This window comes from Williamsia serinedens, assembly GCF_024171725.1.
Lineage (GTDB): Bacteria > Actinomycetota > Actinomycetes > Mycobacteriales > Mycobacteriaceae > Williamsia_A > Williamsia_A serinedens.
Window position 1 is genome coordinate 594219 of record NZ_JAMTCG010000003.1, and the last position, 21818, is coordinate 616036.

Below are 21818 nucleotides of genomic sequence, written 5' to 3' on the forward strand. Positions count from 1 at the left end.
TCAGCGATCGCTGCCCGACGGGGTGGAGGACTTGTCGACCGACGGGTGCGCGTTCGCGATCGCGGTGACGGTGCCCGAACCGATGGCACCGTCGCGGTCGGTGATCACCGACGTGCCGACCGCGATCCCGTCGGCGTCGAGGTGCGACAGCGCCTGCACGCCCACCCATTCCGACGACGGGACCCGCGACAGCGCGACGGTCAGGTCACCGTTGATGTAGCCGACCCAGTCGGTGCCGATGTTCGTGACCAGGCTGGTCCACTCCGACACCATCACCGCCCGCGCGTACGGGCTGGGTTCACGACCGGCGGTCACCTGCGGCGGCTTCCACCACGCGGTGAAGCGGTCGGCATTCAGGTGGTCGGAGAGCTCGGTCGTCCACCCCGACGACGCCGAGTGGTACCAGGCCGCGGCCTCCGACGACGGATCGTCGAGGGCGGGTGGGGCCGGCACGGTCAGGTCCGGCAGCCACCTCTCACCCGGCGCGTTCTCGGTCCGCTTGTACTGCACGAACGTGGCGATCGCGACGACGTGGTCGTTCTGGACCGCCTCGGCGCGGGCGACCACGATCCGGCGGCCGGTGCGCACGATCTCGGTGTGCACCGTCGTCGGCGCCGTGCGGAAGGTGCGCAACAGCTCGACGGTGAGCCGGGCGGGTACGAAGCCGTCGACGCCGTGCGCGTCCTCGAGGACCTGGGCGAGCAGCCCGACGACCGCAGGCCCGGCGACGTGGTCGGGTCCCCATCCGGCCAGGGCGATCTCGGTCGCACGGTAGCGCGGCTCGCCGCCGGGTGTGGCGGGCTCGTCGACGTCGAAGAAGCGGATCACGACCTCACGTTCTCACGCGACGGTTCGACGACCGTCCCCCGCCACCCTCCGACGATGCGCATCGCGTGATAGATGACCAGCGCGGCGACGGCGCCGAGTGCGATGCCACCGAACGCGAGGTCGCCGATGGTCCAGGCGAAGTCGGCGATCCCGATGACCAGCGGGATGGCCGCGGTGAACTGGTTGATCGGACGGGTGAAGTCGACGCGTGCCGACACCCAGATGTTGACGCCGAGCACCGCGACCAGACCGTAGAGGGCCGTGGTCACGCCGCCGAGGACACCCGCGGGGATCGATGCGATCACCGCACCGACCTTGGGCGACAGCCCCAACAGGACCGCGCCGACGCCGGCCACCCAGTACGCGGCCGTCGAGTACACGCGGGTGGCCGCCATGACGCCGATGTTCTCGGCGTACGTCGTCGTGGCCGACCCGCCCCCGGAGCCCGCGATGACGGTGGCCAGGCCGTCGGCGGCCAGCGCGCGCCCGATCTGCCTGTCGTGGTCGACGCCGGTCATCGTCGTGATGGAGCGGACGTGCCCGATGTTCTCGACCACCAGCACCAGCACGACCGGGATGAACAACGGCAGCACCGAGAGGTGGAACGACGGCGCGGTGAGATCGGGCAGGCCCACCCACGACGCGGCACCGATCGCGTCGGTCTCGACCTTGCCGCGGGCCAGGGCGACGAGGTAGCCGATGACCACGCACACCACGATCGCCAGCCGTCCGAACAGTCCGCGGAAGAAGATCAGCACCGCGACGAGCAGCACCAGCACGATCGTCGCGGTGACCGCGTCCTTGGTGAAGTTGGTCTTCGCGGTCGGGGCCAGGTTGAGGCCGATGATCGCGACGATGGTGCCGGTGACGATCGGCGGCATCAGCGCCTCGATCCACCCCGTCCCGGCGAGATGCACGATCAGCCCGATGACGACGAGCAGCGCACCCACCACGACGAGACCGCCGAGGGCCGAACTCTGCCCGTGCGACGCCGACGCCGCGGTGACCGGCGCGATGATGGCGAAGCTCGAGCCGAGGTAGCTGGGCAGCCGGTTGCGGGTGATCAGCAGGAACAGGATCGTCCCGATGCCGGAGAACAACAGCGTCGTCGCCGGCGGGAAACCCGTCAGGACGGGCACCAGGAACGTGGCCCCGAACATCGCGACGATGTGCTGCAGACCGATCCCGACGGTGCGCGGCCAGCTCAGCCGGTCACCGGGGGCGACGACACCACCGTCGGCGAGGTCGTCGGCGCCGACCCGACGCCACCGGAACATGTCGCCGACCGCGGGTTCGACGACGGGCGGGGGCGTGGCGGGGCTCTGTGGCATGCGGGACAGTCTGACGGACGCCGCCGTCCGTCTCTCGCCGAGTGCGTCACGGGGGCGCGAACACCTGTCGCTTCCCCGGGCGCGGGAGCAAGATCACCTCATGACCGATTTCAACGCCACCATCATCGACGAGTTCCGCAGCAACGGCGGTCACGTGGAGACCGCCGGGTTCGGCGACAACCTGCTCATCCTGCACACCGTCGGCGCGAAGTCCGGCAAGGTCCGCGAGGTGCCGCTCTTCGCACTGCCCGACGGCGACGCCTGGCTCGTCGTCGGCTCGGCGGCCGGGTCACCGAAGGACCCGGCCTGGGTGCACAACCTGCGCGCGCACCCGCGGATCGACGTCGAGAAGCCCGGCGACGGGGGTGTCGAGACCGTGTCGGTGGCCGTCAGCGAGGTCGGCGCCGACGAGTGGGCACAGACCTGGGAGCAGTTCACCACCGCGTCGTCCGGCTTCAAGGAGTACGAGAAGACCGCCGAGGGCCGCCGTTTCCCGATCTTCCGCCTGGTGCCCTGAGCAGGGTCAGGCGCGGGAGGCGGCCAGATCGTCGAGCGTCTCCCGCGCCGAGTGGCGCGGTGTCCAGCCCAGGTCGTCCCGGGCGTGCGACGTGTCCATGACGACGGACGTCCGGCCGATGTGGATCCACTCGGCGAACGACGGCAGGAACGGCATGCGCTTGACCACCTCGGCGGCCGCCTTCACCCCGATCGCAGGGAACGGGACCGGCTGACCGCCGAGCGCCTCGACGATCTCGCCGAGGCTGACGGTGCCGTCGCCCGCGATGTTGTACGCACCCGGCGGCGCGTCGGCGACGGCGCAGATCGCGATCGCCTCGGCGACGTCGTCGTGGTGGACCAGCTGCACGGGGACGCCGTGGTCCGGGAAGGGCATCTTGAGGCCTGGGACGGCGTTGAGCAGCGCTTTCGCCGGGCCGGGGAGCATGTTCCACGGCATCGACTCGGCCAGCGCCGGCGACTTGGGGCCGGCGACGATGCACGGACGCAGCGTGTAGACGTCGAGGTCGCTGCCCTCGACGAGGTCGGCGATGGCGAGCTCGCACTCGGCCTTCTGCGCCGAGTAGTAGTGCTCTGCCGACCCCCGGATGGGGGTGTCCTCGGTCAGCGGCAGCGGGTTGTCGTCGTGGTAGCCGTACGCGGCGACCGACGACGTGTAGACGATGCGGGTCGGTCGCTCGGCGGCGATCGTGGCCTCGAAGACGGTGGTGGTCCCCGCGAGGTTCACGCGGGCGGCCTCGTCGCGCGATCCCAGGACGATGAACGCCAGGTGCACCACGACGTCGGCGTCACGCACGAGCCCGTCGACGGCCTCGCGGTCGAGGATGTCGCCCTGCCGGTACTCGGTCTTCGTCCACCCGTGCGCGGAGGGGTCGAACGGCCTGCGGGCCATGCCGATGATCCGATCGACTCGGTCATCGGCCTCGAGTGCCGTCACCGCGGAGATGCCGATCTCGCCGGTGGGGCCCGTGATGGCCACCGTCACTCCCACTCCGCACTCCTCACGTCCCACGTCATCGGCCGATCGTCGCACGGCCGGGTCACGGGCTCGGGGGTTTCCGCGTGACGAAATCGCCACGATCGCGTATCGCACCGGTGGGGCCTCGTTCCTGACGTCACCCGGACGGACGAACGGCAGAACCGGTCACATACGTTGTGCGCCAACGGTTTCTGCCCCAACACGCCCTCGTCGGACAGTCAGGGTCGCGGGGTCGCCTCGGGCAGTTTGTGTTCGGCCTCGACGAGAACGGTCCGGGCGAGCTCGCGGAACTGGTCGAACTGCCCCCGGGCGCCGTACCGGGCCCGCAGCGACGGCCAGTGGTCGAAGCGCGCCGCGGCGGCGATCGCGTTCGACTCCCCCAGATACCCGGGGAGCACATGGGCGATGGTCGGGTCGCGGCGGAGGCGCAACACGGTCTCGCGGTGCACGGTCGCGTTCGCCCGGTACTTGCTCACCACGACGCCGAGTTCGACGATCGGCCTCCCCAGCTCCGCGGCGAATCGGGCGATCTGTGTCTGCACCTGCCCGATCCCGTAGGTGGACAACACATCGGGGATCGTCGGGACGAGATAGCCGTGCGCCATGGCCAATCCGTTGAGGGTGAGCGGGCCCATCGAGGGCGGGCAGTCGAGCAGCACGACGTCGTAGTCGCCGAGGACCGGGGCGAGCGCGTCACCGAGGATCCCGACGGCAGCGAGGGTGTCGTCGCGGCGCACCCGCAGCGCGCTGAGTTCCTCGGTCAGCTCGATGAGGTCGAGCGAGGACGGGACGAGATCGACGCCGGCCACCCCGTCCACCGTCGACACGTCACGCTGCAGCGCCTCGGCCAGGCGGAACGTCCGCGTCCCGTCGACGGCGTCGGCGAACAGGGCCGCGAGCGTCGCACCCCGGGTGTTCAGGTCGACCCAGCGATCGGGTCCGATCATCATCGCGGTGAGGTTCATCTGACTGTCGAGGTCCACCAGCAGCACCCGGCGTCCGAACTCGCCCGCGAGGAACTCGCCGAGGCCGGCGGTCACGGTCGTCTTCCCGACCCCGCCTTTGAGGTTCAGCGTCGCGATGACGGCGGGCACCCGACGAGCGTAAGAGGCCTGTCCAGCAGTTCACTACGACAAAGACCGAATTCGTTTCCTATCGCACTATTTACACCCGCGAAATGTTCACGGACTCAACAATTTAGGACTTGTCCCCACGATGTGAACTCCGTGCCGAAACCCGGTGAATTCTGTGTTTTGATGTGACCTGACAGATGAACGGCGCGGTTCGCTCACCTGACGCGTTCGAGCCGGAAGGCGAGCCCTATGCACGACGAGGTGGTCACCGTCGGTGACCTGCACCCCTCCCCCATCACCCCATCGACGTATGCGCTGGTCAGCGCGTCCGTCGTGACACCGCCGCGCGCAGCGTCGGCCCCTGCGCGGGCCCGCTGGGGCGGTCTGCGCCGCCACCGGGACCCGGTTCCCACGGCCCGTCGCGCGCCGGCGAACGGCGGGGTGCACGGCCGCATCACCACCGGTTCGGAGGCGCGCGACGCGTTGACGGTGACGTCCCCGCCTCATCACGGGTCGGTCACCGTCGCGGCGGACGGCACCTTCACCTACCTCCCGCGCACCGCCGACCGCCACCGGGCCTCCGCCCGCACGCCGGTCGTCGACACCTTCCGCGCGGTCGTGAGCGACGACCGCGGACGCCGTTCCGCCGTCGCGATCGCCCCGATCGTCACCGCGATCGGCCACTCGTGGCCCGTCGCCTACACCGCGAACTCGATGGGGTCGACGAGTGTGACCGTCGACGAGCACCCCTGCGGGCTCGCGCTCTCCGCCGACGGCCGACGCCTGTTCACCGTGAGTGCGACCGCGTCGAGCGTCGTCGCCGTCGACACCGAGACCATGACCGTGCTCGGAAGTGTCGCCCTCATCGGCCGACCCTCCGATCTCGCCCTCGACCGCGCGACGGGCCGTCTCTACGTCACGCTGCCCGAACTGCACATCGTCGAGGTCGTCGACGTCGCCACCCTCGAGGTCGTCGACGCGATCGGCCTGACCGGTCCCCGCGCCGTCGCCGTCGTCGACGGGCGAGCCGTGGTCGTCGCGACGGATGCCGGCGAGATCGTCACCGTCGACGTCACCGATCACGCGATCCTCGCCCGTGTCGGCGGGTGCGGGCGACCCCGCGCGCTGGTGCTCACCGCCGACGCCCGCACCGCCCTCGTTGTCGACGAGTCGACCACCGACGCCCGTCTGCACCTGGTGGGCTCACCGCTGCGCGATCCGCGGCCCGCGGGCACGTTCCGCGCGGACGGGTTCGTCTTCGACGTCGCGGTGTCCCCCGACGGCACCCGCGCGCACTTCGTCGAGGACGGGACACGCTCGCTGATGACCGTCGACCTGACGACCATGGCCGTCGTCGCGACGACCCCGCTCGAGACGTTCCACACCGGCGTCGCCGTCACCGCCGACGGCCGGTGGGTCATCGTCGCCGCCGCCTTCGACGACTGCGTCCGCGTGGTCGACACCGAGACCGGCGCGGTCACGTCGGCCGCCGTCACCGGCGAGTTCGCCCGCCACGTCCTCACCGGCCCCGACGGCCGCGGCTACGTGACCACCGCCGCCGGCGTCACCGCGATCGGCGGTCCGATCCACGGGTCCGTCGTCGCCGACGACGCCGCGCCCTGCCGCTTCACCCTCGCCGCGGCCCCCGCGCGGGGAACGGTGACCGTGTCCGAGGACGGCGCCTTCGTCTACGTGCCCGGCGCGCCGCTCGTCGACGGGGACTCGTTCACGGTGACCGTCGAGGACGGACGCCACGCACCGGTGCAGGCGGTGGTCCCCGTGATCGCGGGTCTGCCCGGCTCCGTGCACGCCTGAGCGCTCGTCAGCGCCCCGCGGCCACCGCGTCGACGTCGTCGACCGGACCGGTGAACTGGCTGGTGTAGAGCCGGTGGTAGGCGCCTCGCGCGTCGAGGAGCTCGTCGTGGGTGCCCTGTTCGACGATCCGCCCGGACTCCATGACGAGGATGAGGTCGGCGTCGCGCACCGTCGAGAGGCGGTGTGCGATCACGAAACTCGTGCGGTCGGCCCGGAGCGCCACCATCGCCTTCTGGATGAGCAGCTCGGTGCGGGTGTCCACGGAGCTCGTCGCCTCGTCGAGGATGAGCAGCTGCGGACGGGCGAGGAACGCCCGCGCGATGGTGATGAGCTGCTTCTCGCCGGCGCTGACGCCGCCGCCCTCCTCGTCGATGACGGTGTCGTACCCGTCAGGAAGCGTGGCGACGAGTCCGTCGACGTGGGCCGCGCGGGCGGCCTCGAGCACGGCCTCCCTGCTCGCGGTGGGGTCGCCGTAGGCGATGTTGTCCCAGATGGTCCCGCCGAAGAGCCACGAGTCCTGCAGCACCATGCCTGTGCGCGACCGGAGGTCGGCCCGCGTCATCGACCGCGTCTCGACCCCGTCGAGCTCGATGCTGCCGGAGTGGATGTCGTAGAAGCGCATCAGCAGGTTGACCACCGTGGTCTTGCCCGCGCCCGTCGGCCCGACGATCGCGACCATGTTCCCCGGCCGGGCGGCCAGCGACAGCTGCGTGATGAGCGGCTGGTCGTCGCGGTAGCGGAAGTCGACGTCTGCGAAGGTGACCGCGCCGCGGCCGTCGGACGGCGGTGTGGCTGGCTTCAGCGGGTCGGGGGTCTCGACCTCCTCGTCGAGGATGTCGAAGATGCGCTCGGCCGACGCCACACCGCTCTGCATGAGGTTGAACATCGACCCGATCTGGGTCAGCGGCTGGGTGAACTGCCGCGAGTACTGGACGAAGGCCTGGACCTCGCCGAGGCTGAGCGATCCCGACGCCACCCGCAGTCCGCCGACGACGGCGATCGCGACGTAGTTGAGGTTCCCCAGGAACATGATCGCGGGCATGATGATCCCGCTGATGAACTGGGCCTTCCAGCTCGCCGCGTAGAGGGTCTCGTTGCGCTCGTCGAACCGCTCCTGCACCTCGTCGCGACGACCGAACAGCGCTATCACCTCGTGCCCGGTGAAGGCCTCCTCCACCTGCGCGTTGAGTCGGCCGGTGTTCTTCCACTGCGCGAGGAAGTGCGGTTTGGACCGCTTCGCGACGAGCGCCGTCGCGAGGACCGCGAGCGGGACGGTCGCGAGCGCGATCAGGGACAGCAGCGGCGAGATGACCACCATGACGACGAGGACGGCGATCACCGTCAGCACCGAGTTGAGCAGCTGGGTGATGGTCTGCTGCATCGACTGCGCGAGGTTGTCGATGTCGTTGGTGACCCGCGACAGCAGCTCGCCGCGCGGGGTGCGGTCGAAGTAGGACAGCGGGAGTCGGTGGATCTTGTCCTCGACGTCGGCGCGGAGCTCGCGGACCGTCTGTTGCACGGTCACGTTGAGCAGCAGGCCCATCGCCCAGGCGAGGATCGACGAGACGACGTACAGCGCCAGCACGATGGTCAGCGTGCGGCCGAGAGCGGTGAAGTCGACGCCGACTCCGGGGGTGAGGTCCGTCGACGCGACGAGGTCGGCGAAGGTGCCCTGGCCGCGCTCGCGAAGTCCCTGCACCGCCTGCGCCTTGGTGATCCCCGACGGCAGCTGCGCCCCGATCACGCCCGCGAAGATGATGTCGGTGGCGTGACCCAGGATCCGTGGGGAGATCGCCGTGAGCACCACCGAGCCGACGGTGCACGCGACCACGACGAGCAGCGACAGGCGGCGGCGCGCGAGGAGCCCGAGGAGTCGTCGCACCGACGGCCGGAACGAGCGCGCCTTCTCCCCCGGCATGCCGCCGGCCATCGGGCCTCCCGGGCGGCTCATCCCGCCCGCCTGACGTCCGGGCGGCTCATCGGGCGCCCTGCGCGGCGAGCTGGGAGTCGACGATCTCGGCGTAAGTCGGACAGGAGGCGAGCAGCTCGTCGTGGGTGCCGATGCCGACTGTCCTCCCGTGCTCGAGGACGACGATCTGGTCGGCGTCGACGACGGTCGAGACCCGCTGCGCGACCACGATGACGCAGGCCTCGCGCGTGACCGGCTTCAGCGCGGCGCGCACGCGGGCATCGGTGGCGAGGTCGAGGGCGGAGAACGAGTCGTCGAAGAGCAGGATCGACGGTCGTCGGATGACAGCGCGGGCGATGGCCAGGCGTTGTCGCTGCCCGCCGGACACGGTGGTGCCGCCCTGCGCGACGGCGGTGTCGAGGCCGTCGGGCATATCGCGGACGAACCCGTCCGCCTGGGCGATGCGCAGCGCCTCCCAGATCTCGTCGTCGGTGGCGTCGGCCTTGCCGTACCGCAGGTTGGACGCGATGGTGCCGGAGAACAGGTAGGGCTTCTGCGGGACGACGCCGATCGCCGCCCGCAGGACCTCGGGGTCGAGGTCGCGGACGTCGGTGCCGCCGACGAGGACCGCGCCGGCGGTGACGTCGATGAGGCGCGGGATGAGCGAGAGCATCGTCGTCTTCCCTGCGCCCGTGGACCCGACGATGGCGGTCGTGGTGCCCGGGCGGGCGGTCAGCGTGAGGTCGCACAGGACCGGGGCGTCGGCGCCCGGGTAGCGGAACTGCGCGTCGCGGAACTCGACGCGGCCCGGATCGCCGGCGAAGCCGATCGGGGTCGGGGTGGGGACGACGGAGCTGTCGGTGGCCAGCACCTCGGTGATGCGTTCGGCGCAGACCGACGCACGCGGCGCCATCATCGCCAGGAACGAGGCCATCATGACCGCCATGAGGATCTGCATGACGTAGCTGATCATCGCGGTGAGCGCACCGATCTCGACGGCGCCGTCGGAGATGCGGTAGCCGCCGACCCAGACGATCGCGACCATGGTCACGTTGGTGATCAGCAGGACGGTCGGGAACATGAGGGCGACGAGGCGGCCGACGCGCAGCGACGCCGCGGTGAGGTCGTCGTTGGCGTCGCCGAACCGGCGACGTTCGTGGTCCTCCCGGACGAACGCGCGCACCACGCGGATACCGGTGATCTGTTCGCGCAGAACGCGGTTCACGGCGTCGATGCGCACCTGCATGGCCCGGAACTGCGGGATCATCCGCGCGATGATCAGTGCCATCGCGCCGCCGAGGACGGGGACCGCGATCACCAGCACCCACGCCAGGGAGGCGCCGACGCGGACACCCATGACGATGCCGCCGATGCACATGATGGGTGCGGTGACGAGGATCGTCGCGGCCATCACGCCGAGCAGCTGCACCTGCTGGACGTCGTTGGTGGTGCGGGTGATGAGCGACGGCGCACCGAACGTGCCCACCTCGCGGGCGGAGAACGACCCGACGCGGCGCATGAGGTCGCGGCGCAGGTCGCGACCGGCTCCGAGTGACGCCCGCGCGCCGAAGAAGCTCGACGCGATGCTCCCGATGACCTGGACGACGGAGAACAGGAGCATCCACCCGCCCATGCGGAGGATGTAGTCGGTGTCGCCGCGGGCGATGCCGTTGTCGATGATGTCGGCGTTGAGCGTGGGCAGGTAGAGCATCGCGATCGTGGCGATGATCTGGACGACGACGACCGCCCCCAGCTCACGGCGGTAGGGGGCGAGGTAGGTCCGCAGCAGACGGATCAGCACGGCCGGTTCTCCGGCGTCGGGAGAGGTGGAGGCAGCACCTCCAGAACGCTACCGCTGCCCACCGTCAGCTGCCTCGTTCTTTTCGCCGCGGAAACGATCTGCGGTTCGGGTGGTGACGCGTCACCGCGACGGGGATGTGACCATAGGCGTCATGTACATGGCTCTTCCCACCCTCCGCGCCCGTGTCCTCGGCGTCGTCCTCGCCGGTGCGGCGGCCGCGACCGTCTGCACCGCCGCCCCCGCGTCCGCCGACACCGTCTACGGCGAGTTCACCGTCGGCGGCAAGATCGAGGAGGCGTTCGACGCCACCGGCGGCGTCGACACGTGGGGCAACCCGATCACCGGCGAGCGCGTCGCATACCGCAACGGGCGTTTCCAGGTGTTCGAGAAGAACGTGTCGTTCTACTGGAACGCCGGCGTCGACTCGGGGAACGCCCACTTCGTCGGCGGGGCCATCCGCACCAAGTGGGGCCAGCTCGGTTACGAGCGCAAGGCCCTCGGTTACCCGGTCACCGACGAGCAGGACGTACCCGGTCGCGGCAAGCGCCAGGACTTCCAGGGCGGGAACATCTACTGGTCGTCCTCGGCCGGCGCCCACCAGGTGTGGGGGAAGATCTTGGGTCGCTGGGCCGCGATGGGCGGTTCTCGCGGCTACTACGGGATGCCGCAGACCGACGAGTACCGCGTCGGCAACCGCTTCGCCCAGGACTTCGCCGGCGGGACCATCTTCTGGCCCTGAGTTCCCGTCGTCCGTCGCACCCCTGGCTCGAAACGCGTCGAGTGGGCGGTTCCCGACGTCGAGTGGGCGGTTCCAGACGTCGAGTGGGCGTTTCCAGACGGTCTGTGTCGTGAGCCGCCCAACCGACGTCCGGTAACGCCCACTCGACGGGGTGGGTCAGCCCGCGAAGCGGGCCGCGCGATCGGCCGCGCGACGGTCTTCCGGGATCGCCCGGGCCTCGGCGATCGCCGCCGTGACCGCGGCTCCGATCGCCCGTGCGAAGCCCTCGGGATCGCGGGCCGGGTCGCCCTCGTCGACGACCGTGTCGACGAGTCCCCGCTCGGCCAGCGTGGCCGCGCCGATGTCCTGACGACGGGCCATGACGTCGGCGTGGTCGGTGTCGCGGAAGACGATGAGGCTCGCACCCTCCGGAGGGAGCGGCGCCAGCCACGCGTGTGAGGCGGCGACGATCCGATCGGCGGGCAGCAGCGCCAACGCCCCTCCTCCGGCGCCCTCGCCGAGCAGCACCGACACCGTCGGGACAGGCAGCGCGACGAGATCGGCCAGGCAGCGCGCGATCTCACCGGCCAGACCGCCCTGCTCGGCATCCACCGACAGGTCGGCGCCGGGGGTGTCGATGATCGTCACCAGCGGCAGACGCAGATCGGCTGCCACCTGCATCCCGCGTCGGGCCACACGCAACGCGGCCGGGCCGAGCCGGGAGCCGGGGCGCTGCAGCCGACGATCCTGGGCGACGACGACCACGCCGTCGCCATGGATGCGGGTCAGCATGACGATCAGCCCGTGATCGTTCTCGCCCTCACCGGTACCGCTGAGGTCGACGACGTCGGAGGCGATGCGCGACAGCAGTTCTCGCGCACCCGGCCTGTCACCACGCCGAGACGCGACGACGCAGTCCCACGCGTCGACCTGCGGTGGGCGCCCGTCGACGCCCGTCGACGACGCATCACCGGCGCCGTCCGAGTCGATGATCCGCAGCACGGCGTCGACGATGACGGCGAGTTCGTCGACGCCGCAGATGATGTCGACGATGCCGTGGCGACGGAGGTTCTCCGAGCGCTGCACCTCGGCGGGGAACGGCTCGCCGTACAGGCCCTCGTAGACGCGGGGGCCCAGGAAGCCCACCAGCGCAGAGGGTTCCGCGATGGTCACGTGGCCGAGTGATGCCCACGACGCGAACACGCCACCCGTGGTCGGGTGACGGAGACACACCAGATACGGCAGGTGTGCGGCCTTGTGGTCGACGACCGCCGCGGTGATGGTGACCATCTGCAGGAAGGCCGGTGTGCCCTCCTGCATCCGGGTGCCGCCGGAGGCAGGGAGCACCAGCACCGGCAGGCGTTCCGCGGTGGCCCGACGGAGGGCAGCGGTCACACGTGCGCCGGCGTCGCGTCCGATCGACCCGGCGAGGAAACCGAATTCGCTGACCACGACGGCGATCGAGCGCCCCCGGACGCGCAGACGACCGGTGAGGACGGATTCGTTCTCACCGGTCGTCTGTCGGGCGCTGTTCAGATCGTCGGCGTACCCGGGGTCGTCCGTGTCGACGACGACGGGGGTGTCCCAGCTCTGCCAGGTGCCGTCGTCGGCCAGGACGTCGATCACCTCGCGGGCGCTGCGTCGTGTCACACCCCCATCATCGTCGGGCGATCACTTCTGGGCGGGCAGAACGTGCTCGCCTGTCTTGTCGCACGACAAGGCGAGCGAGGAGATGTACTGCTTCTCCCCGTTCGGACCCGGCTTGGCCGAGGCGATCATGTCGGGGCGCTCGAACTCGACCCCGGTGACGCAGCACATCAGCTTCACGTCGGTGGGGTTGCCGTCGGCGTCGAGCATCGGGATGTCGATGCCGTCGTCGGTGCGCCGCAGGTAGAACCTGCCCTGGGTGGCCAGCGCGATGATCGGCGGGAGCACCAGCGCGAGCACCAGAGCGACGATCGGAGAGTAGGGCTGGATGGCGTCGCCGAACACGTGGAAGTACACCAGGATCGACGCACCGGCGGCCACGATCACCGACACGAACCCGACGGGGTTGACGTTGTAGAGCATCCCGCGGCGGAACTCCGGCTGCTTCGGGGAGATCTTCAGCAGGTACTTGTTGATGGCGATGTCCGAGGCGACGGCGACGATCCACGCGATGCCGCAGTTGGCGTAGAAGTTCAGCAGGTTGTTGAGGAAGCTGAACATGTCCGCCTCCATCAGCACGATGGCGATGGCGACGTTGAACACCAGGAACACGATGCGACCCGGGTAGGTCTTGGTGACGCGGGTGAAGCTGTTGGTCCACGCGAGCGAACCCGAGTAGGCGTTGGTGACGTTGATCTTGATCTGGCTGATCACCACGAGGATGACGGCCAGGGTCAGCGCCAGCCAGTGCGGCATGAAGTCCTCGTAGATGGCGAGGAACTGCTCGACGGGCTGGTTGGCGACGCCGGCCTGCTCGGTGAAGTTCAGGATCAGGTAGACCGCGAGGAAGAGCCCGACGACCTGCTTGATGGCGCCGAAGAAGACCCAGCCCGGGCCGGCGGTGATGACCGCGGTCCACCACTTGCGGCTGTTCTCCGCCGTGCGCGGCGGCATGAAGCGCAGGTAGTCGATCTGCTCGGCGATCTGGGCGATGAGCGACAGACACACACCAGCGGCCAGCATCGTGCCCGCGAAGGAGACACCCTGTCCGCCCTTCGCGTCGGTGCCGCCGCTGTAGGCGAGGAAGTCACCGATCGCGTCGGGGTGCGTGATGAGCAGGTAGAGGAACGGCAGCACCATCATGACCAGCCACAGCGGGGTGGTCCACACCTGCAGCTTGGCCAGCGTGTTCATCCCGTAGATCACCAGCGGGATGATGAGCACCGACGAGAGCAGGTAACCCAGCCACAGCGGGATGTGCAGGCCGAGTTTGAGGCCCTGCGCCATGATCGAGCCCTCGAGGGCGAAGAAGATGAACGTGAACGACGCGAAGATGACGTTGGTGACGACGGACCCGTAATAGCCGAAACCGCTTCCGCGCGTGATCAGGTCGAGGTCGATGTTGTACCGCGCCGCGTAGTAGGCGAGCGGGTAGCCGGTCAGCACGACGACGATCGCGAAGAACAGGATGCCCCACAGCGCGTTGCCGGTGCCGTTGGCGATCCCGATGTTCGCGCCGATCGCGAAGTCCGCGAGGTAGGCGATGCCACCCAGCGCGGAGATCGCGACGACCCCCGGGCCCCACTTGCGGTAGCTGCGGGGTGCGAACCGGAGGGTGTAGTCCTCCAGGGTCTCGCGGGTCGCCGCGGCCGCCGGTCCGGTCGCGAGGGTCGTGGTGTTCGGCGGTTCCGCCACGGTGTCCGTCATGAGCTCTCCTGTTCGCCGGGCATGGGTGCCCCCTGTTCTCGCAGTGAGGATCTCGCCCCCTACTGGGCAATAGCGCGAAAGTAGGGACGCGGTGTGTCGAATGCGGTGCCGCCATGTTTCCGGCGCGAAAACTCGCAGCTCTTAGCCTTGCGTATCACTCGCTGGTGCCGTAGAGCATCCTTCGACGTCTCCCGTACCGTGGCGGGCGATGAGTGCGACGATGCCGACGGTGACCGTGTGTCGCGGATGCTGCTGCGGCACCCGCAAGAAGCATCCCGACGTCGACCACGACGCCCAGCTCGACGTGCTGCGGGAGTCGGTGCGCGATGTCGCACGGGTGCGCACCAGCGACTGCCTCGACGACTGCAAGCGCTCAAACGTGGTCGTCGTGTCGCCGTCGCGAGCCGGTCGCGCCGAGGGTGGTCGGCCGGTGTGGCTGCAGAAGGTGCTGACGGCGTCCGCGATCGATGCGATCGGCGAATGGATCCGGGCCGGCGGACCTGGTGTCGTCACCACGCCGCCCGATGTCGGGCGTCACGTCTATCGGCCCGGCGCCTCGACGAAGAAGGCCGCCGCGAAGGCCGAGAAGAAAGCGAAGAAAACGAAGCGCTGACGCCGATCAGCGGCCCAGGAATCGGGGCGCGCGCTTCTCCGCCCGCGCGGCGCGGCCCTCGGCGAGATCCTCGCTCTCCCATGCCCGCATCATCGCGGCCTGCCGGTCGGCCGGCGCATCGTCGCGAGCACCGTCCCCGGTGAACACCGCCTTGTAGTGGGCGAGCGTCAGTGGCGCGAGCTCGGCGATGGTCGCCGCCCACTCCTGCGCGGACGCGAGGTCGCCGAGACGGTTGGCGAAACCCGTTGCCAGAGCGTGGTCCGCGGTCAGTGGGTCGCAGCCGATGAGCATCCCCCGCGCGGTCCCGGCGCCCACCAGCGAGATGAGTCGCCGGATCGTCCACTCGTCCACCGCCACACCGATCTTGGCGGCCGGGATGCCCGCGATCGCACCCGGCGCCATCACCCGCAGGTCGGCGATCATCGCGAGCTGCAGCCCCGCACCGAGCGCACTCCCGTTCAGCGCGGCGATCACTGGAACCTGAACGGACTCCAGGCGCGTGAGGGTCGCGACGAGCGAGCCGAGGAAATCGGGGTCGTACACCGGGCCCGACAGGTCCGCACCCGCGCAGAACACGTCTCCCGCGCCGGTGAGCACGATCGCTCGCGCACCGGACGACACGGCGTCGTCGAAGGCCGAGGCCAGGTCGGCGACCATCGCGTGGTCGAGAGCGTTGCGCTTCTCCGGCCGCTGCAACTCGATGGTCGTGACGGCGCCGTCCGACGTGCTCCCGATCATGGGGGCAGCGTATCGCCCGTGCGGCACGCTCGATGTCAGACGTCGTAGCGGTGCGGTACGACGGCGCTTCCGGGCTCCTGCCGGTAGGGGACGAAGCCGAGCGACGAGTAATAGGCGAGAGCAGGTGCGTTGTCCGCGCGGATGGTCGCATCGATGTGCCGGAGTCCGGCCGCCTCCGCAGCAGCGTGGGCGACGACGAACAGCCGACGGCCGATTCCGCGACGGCCCACGTCGGGATGGATGTGGGTTCCGATGATCCCCCACCCGACCGGGACGCCGTACGGGTTGTCGATCCAGGCCCGCTTGAGGGACTGGAATCCCACGACCCGCCCATCGTCCACCGCGACGGTGCATGCGATCGAATGCACCTCGTCCAGATGCCGTTCGCGAACGCCGTCGGTGTCGACCGGAGTCGCCCGCAGCCCCGCACGGTGGATGGCGTTCTGCACCGTGGCCATCGCTTCCGCATCCGGCGGCCACGCGGGTCGGACCTCGATCACGCAGCGACCGTAGACCTTCGGTGCCGGATTCATCTGTTCGAACTAGACCGCGAGTCGAACACATGTTCTATGATGTGTGTACAGCGTTGCCAGGGGAGGTGCACCGTGAGCGACAGTCTCGTCGACGACTACGCCGAGTTGCACGCCGTGCTGGATCGGATCGTAGAGCGCACCTCGGACGCATGCCCGGAGCTGGAGGTCGCCGAGTTGGCGATCACCCATGAGCACGCGGTGCGGCGGATGGGTTCGATTGGGCTGCAGCGCATTCTGGACGTCTCCGATCGTGAGGCGTATCGGTCGGTGCAGTGCGCGAAGCTCGACGAGTTCGTCGGGCAACGCCTGCGGATCCCGAACCCGCGCAGACGGCTGCGTCAGGTCACGCAATTGACCGAGATGCACGCGATGACCGGGGAGAAGCTTCCGGCGAAATGCCCGGAGACCGCGGACGCGATGGCCGACGGAGCACTCGGCCACGAACACGTCGACGCTGTGCTGGACGTGATGGCCAAGGTGCCGTCGGCGACACCACCGGAGATGTGGGACCTGGCCGAGGAACAACTCGCCGAGATCGCCCGGCACCATTCGCCGCGGGAGATCACCCGCGCGGGTGCGCGAATCCTGGCGCACCTCGACCCCGATGGGGACCTCCCGGACGAGCGGGATCGCGCTCGGAACCGGTCGTTGTCGCTGGGTGCGCAGGACACGCTCAGCATGTCGAAACTGATGGGGACGCTGGATCCCACGACGCGCGCGTTGTTCGAGGTTCTGCTGGCGGCCTGGGCCAAACCAGGCATGAACAATCCCGACGACGACCAGTCACCCAAAGGTGGCGCCGACGATGAGGGCATCGACCAGGCCCAGTTGCGCGACGCCGCGTCACGCGATTGCCGGACTCAAGCGCAACGCAATCACGACGCCTTCCACGCCCTGCTGCAGGCCGCCGCCGACGGCGGGCTCTACGGCGCCGCGCATCGCGGGTTGCCGCCACACGTGATCGTGTCGATCACCGAATCCCAGCTTCGTGAGCGGGCCGGGATCGGGCACACCACGACGGGCACAGATCTCCCGATGGGCGAGATCGTGAAGCTCGCCGCGCAGGCGCAGATGTATCTGACGGTGTTCGACGACCACACCGGCGAACCGCTCTACTTCGGGCGGGCGAAGCGGCTCGCGTCGGAAGCCCAGCGGTTCGTGACGTTCGCCGAGTACGGCGGCTGCTCCAAGCCCGGTTGCCCGCGCCCGTTCTCCCACACCGAAGCCCACCACGCCGAACAGGACTGGGCACACGGCGGAAAGACCGACATCACCGACCTCGCCCCGGCCTGCGGACCGCACAACCGCGCCGTGCACGACGGGCCCGGCGGCTGGCGAACCGAGAAGATCCTCGACGGACCCGACCGCGGGAAGTACGGGTGGGTCGCCAACGGCACCACCGACCCACCCCGCACCAACCACCTCCACCGGCCCGACCGGATCCTCGACGACACCGCACCACCCGACCCCGAATGGTCGGAGATCGAACACGCGCTGGAACTGATCCTCGCCGACCGACGGCGGCGGGCCGACATCCGTTGGGGCCCGGACCACGCTGCGTAGAGTTCGGGTGTGTCCACGGCCGACGAGTACGACTGCGTCGTCATCGGCGGCGGGCAGGCCGGGTTGTCGGCGGGGTATTTCCTCCAGCGGTTCGGCCTCGAGGACCGGTTCGTCATCCTCGACCACGCCCCCGCATCCGGCGGCGCATGGCAGTTCCGGTGGCCCACTCTCACCCTGGCGGGCGCGAACCACGTCCACGACCTCCCCGGCTGGGGCCTCACCGAGGCACTCGGTGTCGAATGCGACGCCTGGCCCGCCTCGAGCGCGGTCGCCGACTACTTCGGCCGATACGAGGAGCGGTTCGCCCTCCCCGTCCGACGGCCGGTCCACGTCCGCGCGGTCCGTCGCGATGGACCCGACCACTTCACCATCGCCGCCGTGTCTGCCGACGGGCCGTGCACCATCCGGACGCGGACCGTCGTCAATGCGACCGGGACGTGGGATCGACCCTTCATCCCCCACGTGCCCGGCATCGACACGTTCACCGGCCGCCAGCTGCACACCCACGACTACGCCAGCCCCCATGACTTCGACGGTGAGCGAGTACTGGTCGTCGGTGCGGGCATCTCCGCGGTCCAGCTGCTGATCGAGATCGCCCGTTCTGCAACCGATGTGACGACGTTCTGGTGCAGCCGGCGGGAGCCGGTCTTCTCCGACGCGCCTTTCAGCCCGGAGGCCGGCCGCGAAGCCGTCGCCCGGGTCGAGCGACGGGTCCGCGCCGGGCTCCCACCGACCTCGGTCGTCTCGGTGACCGGCCTGCGTCGGACGCCCGCCATCGCCGCCGCGGAGGCCGACGGGATCCTCGCCTGGATGCCGATCTTCGACGAGATCACCCCCGACGGGGTGCGGTGGCGCGACGGCTCTCGCCCCGACCTGCCGCTCGACAGCATCTTCTGGAACACCGGGTTCCGCAGCGCGCTGGACCATCTCGCGCCGCTACGACTCCGCGGACCCGGTGGCGGCATCACCATGACCGGCCGCCTCGCGACCGTCGTCGCCGACGAACCACGGGTGCAACTCCTCGGTTACGGACCGTCCGCGTCGACCATCGGGGCGAACCGGGCCGGCCGCGAGGCGGCCCGCGTCGTGGCGGACCTCCTCGCGAGCCGATGACCCGAGCGGGTCAGACGATCCGCTCGTAGATGGTGGCGTTCGCGAGTCCGCCCGCCTCACACATCGTCTGCAGCAGGTAGCGACCGCCCTGCTGCTCGAGCGCGGCCAACCCCGTGGTGGCCAGTCGAGCGCCGCTGGCGCCCAACGGGTGGCCGAGTGCGATCGCGCCTCCGTGCACGTTGACCTTGTCGAGGTCCACGCCGAGCTCCTGCTGCCACGCCAGGACGACGGGCGCGAACGCCTCGTTGACCTCGAACAGGTCGATGTCCGACAGCGACAGCCCCGACTTGGCCAACGCTTTGCGCGTGGCGGGCATGATCGCCGTCAACATCAGCAGCGGATCGTCACCCGCGACGACCGCCGTGTGCACGCGAGCCCGCGGCCGCAGACCCAGCCGGGCCGCCGCCTCCTCGCTCGTCACCAGCAGCGCGGCCGAGCCGTCGCTGATCTGGCTCGCACCGGCCGCCGTGATGCGCCAGTCGATCTCGGGGAACCTCCGCGCGATCGACTCGTCGAAGTAGGCCGGGCGCAGACCGGTGAGCTGATCGAGCGTGCTCCCGGTGCGGATCCCCTCGTCCGCCGTGAGCCCTGCGATCGGGGCGAGTTCGCCGTCGAAGAGGCCGTTCTTCGTCGCCGTCGCGGCCAACTCGTGCGACCGCAACGCGAACTCGTCGATCGCCGTGCGGGAGATGCCGTACCGCGCCGCGATCAGCTCCGCGGAGATCCCCTGACCGACGAGACCGTCGGGGTAGCGCTCCTCGAACGCCTGGCCGTTCAGGTTCTCGGTGCCGAACGCGGCCGAGCCCATCGGGACCCGCGACATCGACTCCACACCCGCCGCGACGACCACGTCGGCGGCGCCGGACGCGACCGCCTGCGCCGCGAAGGCGATCGCCTGCTGCCCGCTCCCACACTGACGGTCGACGCTGACGCCGGGGACCGACTCGGGATAGCCGGCGGCCAGCAGACCGCGGCGGGCGATGTTCAGACTCTGCTCCCCGCTCTGCGTGACGACGCCCGTGATCACGTCGTCGATCTCCGCCGGATCGATCCCGGTGCGCTCGACGACGGCACGGAGACTGTGCGCGAGGAGGTCGACGGGGTGCACGTCGTGCAGGGCGCCACTCGGCTTGCCCTTCCCGATCGGAGTGCGGACCGCGTCGACGATGACGGCTGTGGCCATGGCGTCCTTCTTCCCGAGACACCCAGGACATCTGGGTGATGTTGTCGTTACTCAGGAGACAACGCGGTGCCGCTGGAAAACGCTAGCGTTATCCAGCCGATTGTGACGCACCAGACAGCGCAGCTCAGCGACGGGCGCCCGGACCGGGCTCGACGAGGATCGCGTCGGCCGGGAGCGCGGCGTCGACCGCATCCGCGGTCACCACGGCTCGCACCGAACGTCCCGATGTGGCGTCGAGATACGACAGCGGACCCCGACCGCCTTTCAGGTGCGCGTCGCCCCACTGTGCGAGGGCGACGACCAGCGGCAGCAACTCCTCGCCCGCGGGCGTGAGCACGTACTCGGTGCGGGTGCGCGCGCCGGGTTCGCGGTAGGGGGTGCCGACGACGACGTCGGCCTCCTCGAGCCGCTTCAGGGCGCGCGACACCGCCGGGGCCGACATGCCCACGCGGTCGACGAAGTCGTCGAAGCGGCGGGTGCCGTAGAAGCACTCCCGGATCACCAGGAACGCCGCCCGCGTGTTCAGCACGTCGAGAACGGCTGCGATCGAACACCTCTCGGTCGTCCATCGGCTCCGATCGGCCAGCGCCGGCCCGAGCGTCATCGTCGGAGGGTGCTCGTCGTGGGACGTGTCCCGGGTGGTCTGCACACCGCCGAGCCTACATAACGACAGCTTTATGCAGGCCGACGATCGGCGACGTTCCGAACGCTTGTCCGTCGTAAACTCTTGACAGGATGTTGTGTTTTCCTAACACTGTGTTGCGTGAGTCCAGTCCGACGGGGAGCGCAGCTCCCCATCTACAACCGCATCGGCGTCCTGCGCGCCGAGCGTCGGATGTCGCGCGCGGAACTCGCCGAGGCCGTCGGGATCAACGTCCAGTCGGTCGGCGCGCTCGAACGCGGCGACAACTACCCGAGCCTCGACCTCGCGTTCCGGATCTGCGCCGTCTTCGACCTCCCCGTCGAGGCCGTGTTCAGCCGGACCGAGTTCACGGCGATGTCGACCGAGCTGTACGCCAACCGCAACGGGAGCACCTCATGACCGACCCGAATTCCGCGATCCCGGACCACCTCAAGCCCGCTCCGTGGGTGCGGTACGAGGGGTGGCGCGTCCGCCTGTACGAGAAGAACCAGGCGAAGAACGCACACCGGCTCGTCGGCATGCGCAACCGTCGGGGCGCACGCATCCTCGCCTGCGGCGTGCTCGCGTCGCTCGCGGTACTGGTGGTCGCGTCGGTGATGTCCTTCGTGACCCACGTGTGGTTCTTCATCCCGTTCGTCGTCGGGCTGATCGGGGTGTTCGTCTTCCTCAAGCTGCTCGGGATCGTCACCGGCAACATCGCCGAAGCGCCGGTCGCATCACTCGACGAACTCCAACTCGCCAAGCGGAACTCGGCACGGTCCATCGGGTATCTCGCGGTGTTCAGCCTGATGTTCATCCCCTACCTGGCTCTCGTCCTCGTCGGCTCGTCGGTGGAGTCCGTCAGCGGGCACACCGTCTACGGCTTCGGGGTCCTGTTGATCACGCTGATGCTCGTCGGCACCTGCAGTCCGACACTGCTTCTCGCCTGGTGGACCGAGGACCCCGACCCCGAGGACTTCGCGGACACCGTCGACACCGCGACAGACGAGGCCACCGTCGAGTCCACCGAGCCGCCGCGCGTCACCGCAGACGCGAGCCCGTCGCGACCCCGCGACGACGACACACACTTCGATCCCCCGGCTCCTGGCCGGTGGTGACCGGACCCCAG

General features: G+C 69.7%; 20 protein-coding genes. 8 read left to right on the plus strand and 12 right to left on the minus strand.

What is annotated here, in order from left to right:
* Positions 1–828, minus strand: a complete 828-nt coding sequence (locus tag LX12_RS10175) for an acyl-CoA thioesterase domain-containing protein (RefSeq protein ID WP_253654409.1) — start codon at positions 826–828, stop codon at positions 1–3.
* A complete protein-coding gene (locus LX12_RS10180) occupies positions 825–2105 on the minus strand; it encodes a uracil-xanthine permease family protein (RefSeq protein ID WP_253654602.1) in 1281 nt (426 codons plus the stop codon). The genes LX12_RS10175 and LX12_RS10180 overlap by 4 nt, the downstream gene beginning before the upstream one ends.
* A gap of 154 nt (positions 2106–2259) precedes the next feature.
* On the opposite strand from LX12_RS10180, the gene LX12_RS10185 reads away from it, so the two are divergent.
* Positions 2260–2676 carry a nitroreductase/quinone reductase family protein gene (locus tag LX12_RS10185; protein WP_253654410.1) on the plus strand — a complete coding sequence of 139 codons (417 nt, stop codon included), beginning with the start codon at positions 2260–2262 and terminating at the stop codon, positions 2674–2676.
* A 6-nt stretch (positions 2677–2682) separates the two neighbouring features.
* Here the strand turns inward: LX12_RS10185 and LX12_RS10190 are convergent, their stop codons facing one another.
* On the minus strand, positions 2683–3666 hold the full coding sequence (locus LX12_RS10190) for an NAD-dependent epimerase/dehydratase family protein (RefSeq protein WP_253654411.1): 984 nt from the start codon (positions 3664–3666) through the stop codon (positions 2683–2685).
* Between the two features lie 206 nt (positions 3667–3872).
* Positions 3873–4748: a ParA family protein gene (locus tag LX12_RS10195; protein WP_253654412.1), complete on the minus strand. Its 876-nt coding sequence runs from the start codon at positions 4746–4748 to the stop codon at positions 3873–3875.
* Between the two features lie 228 nt (positions 4749–4976).
* Between LX12_RS10195 and LX12_RS10200 the strand changes: the two genes are divergently transcribed.
* Positions 4977–6542 (plus strand): YncE family protein, encoded by a 1566-nt coding sequence (locus LX12_RS10200; protein WP_253654413.1) that lies wholly within the window; start codon positions 4977–4979, stop codon positions 6540–6542.
* 7 nt (positions 6543–6549) lie between these two features.
* Here the strand turns inward: LX12_RS10200 and LX12_RS10205 are convergent, their stop codons facing one another.
* The gene (locus LX12_RS10205) at positions 6550–8493 is read right to left on the minus strand and encodes an ABC transporter ATP-binding protein (RefSeq protein ID WP_253654414.1); all 1944 of its coding nucleotides are present in this window, start codon (positions 8491–8493) and stop codon (positions 6550–6552) included.
* Between the two features lie 25 nt (positions 8494–8518).
* Positions 8519–10252 (minus strand): ABC transporter ATP-binding protein, encoded by a 1734-nt coding sequence (locus LX12_RS10210; RefSeq protein WP_253654415.1) that lies wholly within the window; start codon positions 10250–10252, stop codon positions 8519–8521.
* Between the two features lie 157 nt (positions 10253–10409).
* On the opposite strand from LX12_RS10210, the gene LX12_RS10215 reads away from it, so the two are divergent.
* A complete protein-coding gene (locus LX12_RS10215) occupies positions 10410–10991 on the plus strand; it encodes an LGFP repeat-containing protein (RefSeq protein ID WP_253654416.1) in 582 nt (193 codons plus the stop codon).
* A gap of 156 nt (positions 10992–11147) precedes the next feature.
* On the opposite strand, the gene LX12_RS10220 is transcribed toward LX12_RS10215, so the two are convergent.
* Both LX12_RS10220 and LX12_RS10225 read right to left on the minus strand, forming a co-directional pair.
* The gene (locus tag LX12_RS10220; protein ID WP_253654417.1) at positions 11148–12620 is read right to left on the minus strand and encodes a carboxyl transferase domain-containing protein; all 1473 of its coding nucleotides are present in this window, start codon (positions 12618–12620) and stop codon (positions 11148–11150) included.
* A 21-nt stretch (positions 12621–12641) separates the two neighbouring features.
* Complete coding sequence (locus LX12_RS10225; RefSeq protein WP_253654418.1) at positions 12642–14324, minus strand: purine-cytosine permease family protein; 1683 nt, start codon at positions 14322–14324, stop codon at positions 12642–12644.
* A gap of 208 nt (positions 14325–14532) precedes the next feature.
* On the opposite strand from LX12_RS10225, the gene LX12_RS10230 reads away from it, so the two are divergent.
* The gene (locus tag LX12_RS10230; protein ID WP_253654419.1) at positions 14533–14937 is read left to right on the plus strand and encodes a (2Fe-2S) ferredoxin domain-containing protein; all 405 of its coding nucleotides are present in this window, start codon (positions 14533–14535) and stop codon (positions 14935–14937) included.
* A 6-nt stretch (positions 14938–14943) separates the two neighbouring features.
* Here LX12_RS10230 and LX12_RS10235 read toward each other — a convergent pair whose 3' ends face one another.
* Entirely contained in the window at positions 14944–15675 is a 732-nt protein-coding gene (locus LX12_RS10235) for an enoyl-CoA hydratase (protein WP_253654420.1), read from the minus strand.
* A gap of 35 nt (positions 15676–15710) precedes the next feature.
* Positions 15711–16175, minus strand: coding sequence for a GNAT family N-acetyltransferase (locus tag LX12_RS10240; RefSeq protein ID WP_253654421.1), 465 nt, complete (start codon positions 16173–16175; stop codon positions 15711–15713).
* Between the two features lie 105 nt (positions 16176–16280).
* Between LX12_RS10240 and LX12_RS10245 the strand changes: the two genes are divergently transcribed.
* Complete coding sequence (locus LX12_RS10245) at positions 16281–17771, plus strand: HNH endonuclease signature motif containing protein (RefSeq protein ID WP_253654422.1); 1491 nt, start codon at positions 16281–16283, stop codon at positions 17769–17771.
* A gap of 9 nt (positions 17772–17780) precedes the next feature.
* Positions 17781–18884, plus strand: a complete 1104-nt coding sequence (locus LX12_RS10250) for an NAD(P)-binding domain-containing protein (protein WP_253654423.1) — start codon at positions 17781–17783, stop codon at positions 18882–18884.
* 10 nt (positions 18885–18894) lie between these two features.
* On the opposite strand, the gene LX12_RS10255 is transcribed toward LX12_RS10250, so the two are convergent.
* Entirely contained in the window at positions 18895–20067 is a 1173-nt protein-coding gene (locus LX12_RS10255) for an acetyl-CoA C-acyltransferase (RefSeq protein WP_253654424.1), read from the minus strand.
* Positions 20068–20191: 124 nt separating this feature from the next.
* Entirely contained in the window at positions 20192–20671 is a 480-nt protein-coding gene (locus LX12_RS10260; RefSeq protein ID WP_301284467.1) for a winged helix-turn-helix transcriptional regulator, read from the minus strand.
* 159 nt (positions 20672–20830) lie between these two features.
* On the opposite strand from LX12_RS10260, the gene LX12_RS10265 reads away from it, so the two are divergent.
* Together LX12_RS10265 and LX12_RS10270 are read left to right on the plus strand one after the other, a co-directional pair.
* On the plus strand, positions 20831–21109 hold the full coding sequence (locus LX12_RS10265; RefSeq protein ID WP_253654426.1) for a helix-turn-helix transcriptional regulator: 279 nt from the start codon (positions 20831–20833) through the stop codon (positions 21107–21109).
* Positions 21106–21807, plus strand: coding sequence for a hypothetical protein (locus LX12_RS10270; RefSeq protein WP_253654427.1), 702 nt, complete (start codon positions 21106–21108; stop codon positions 21805–21807). The genes LX12_RS10265 and LX12_RS10270 overlap by 4 nt, the downstream gene beginning before the upstream one ends.
* The last annotated feature ends 11 nt before the right edge of the window (positions 21808–21818 follow it).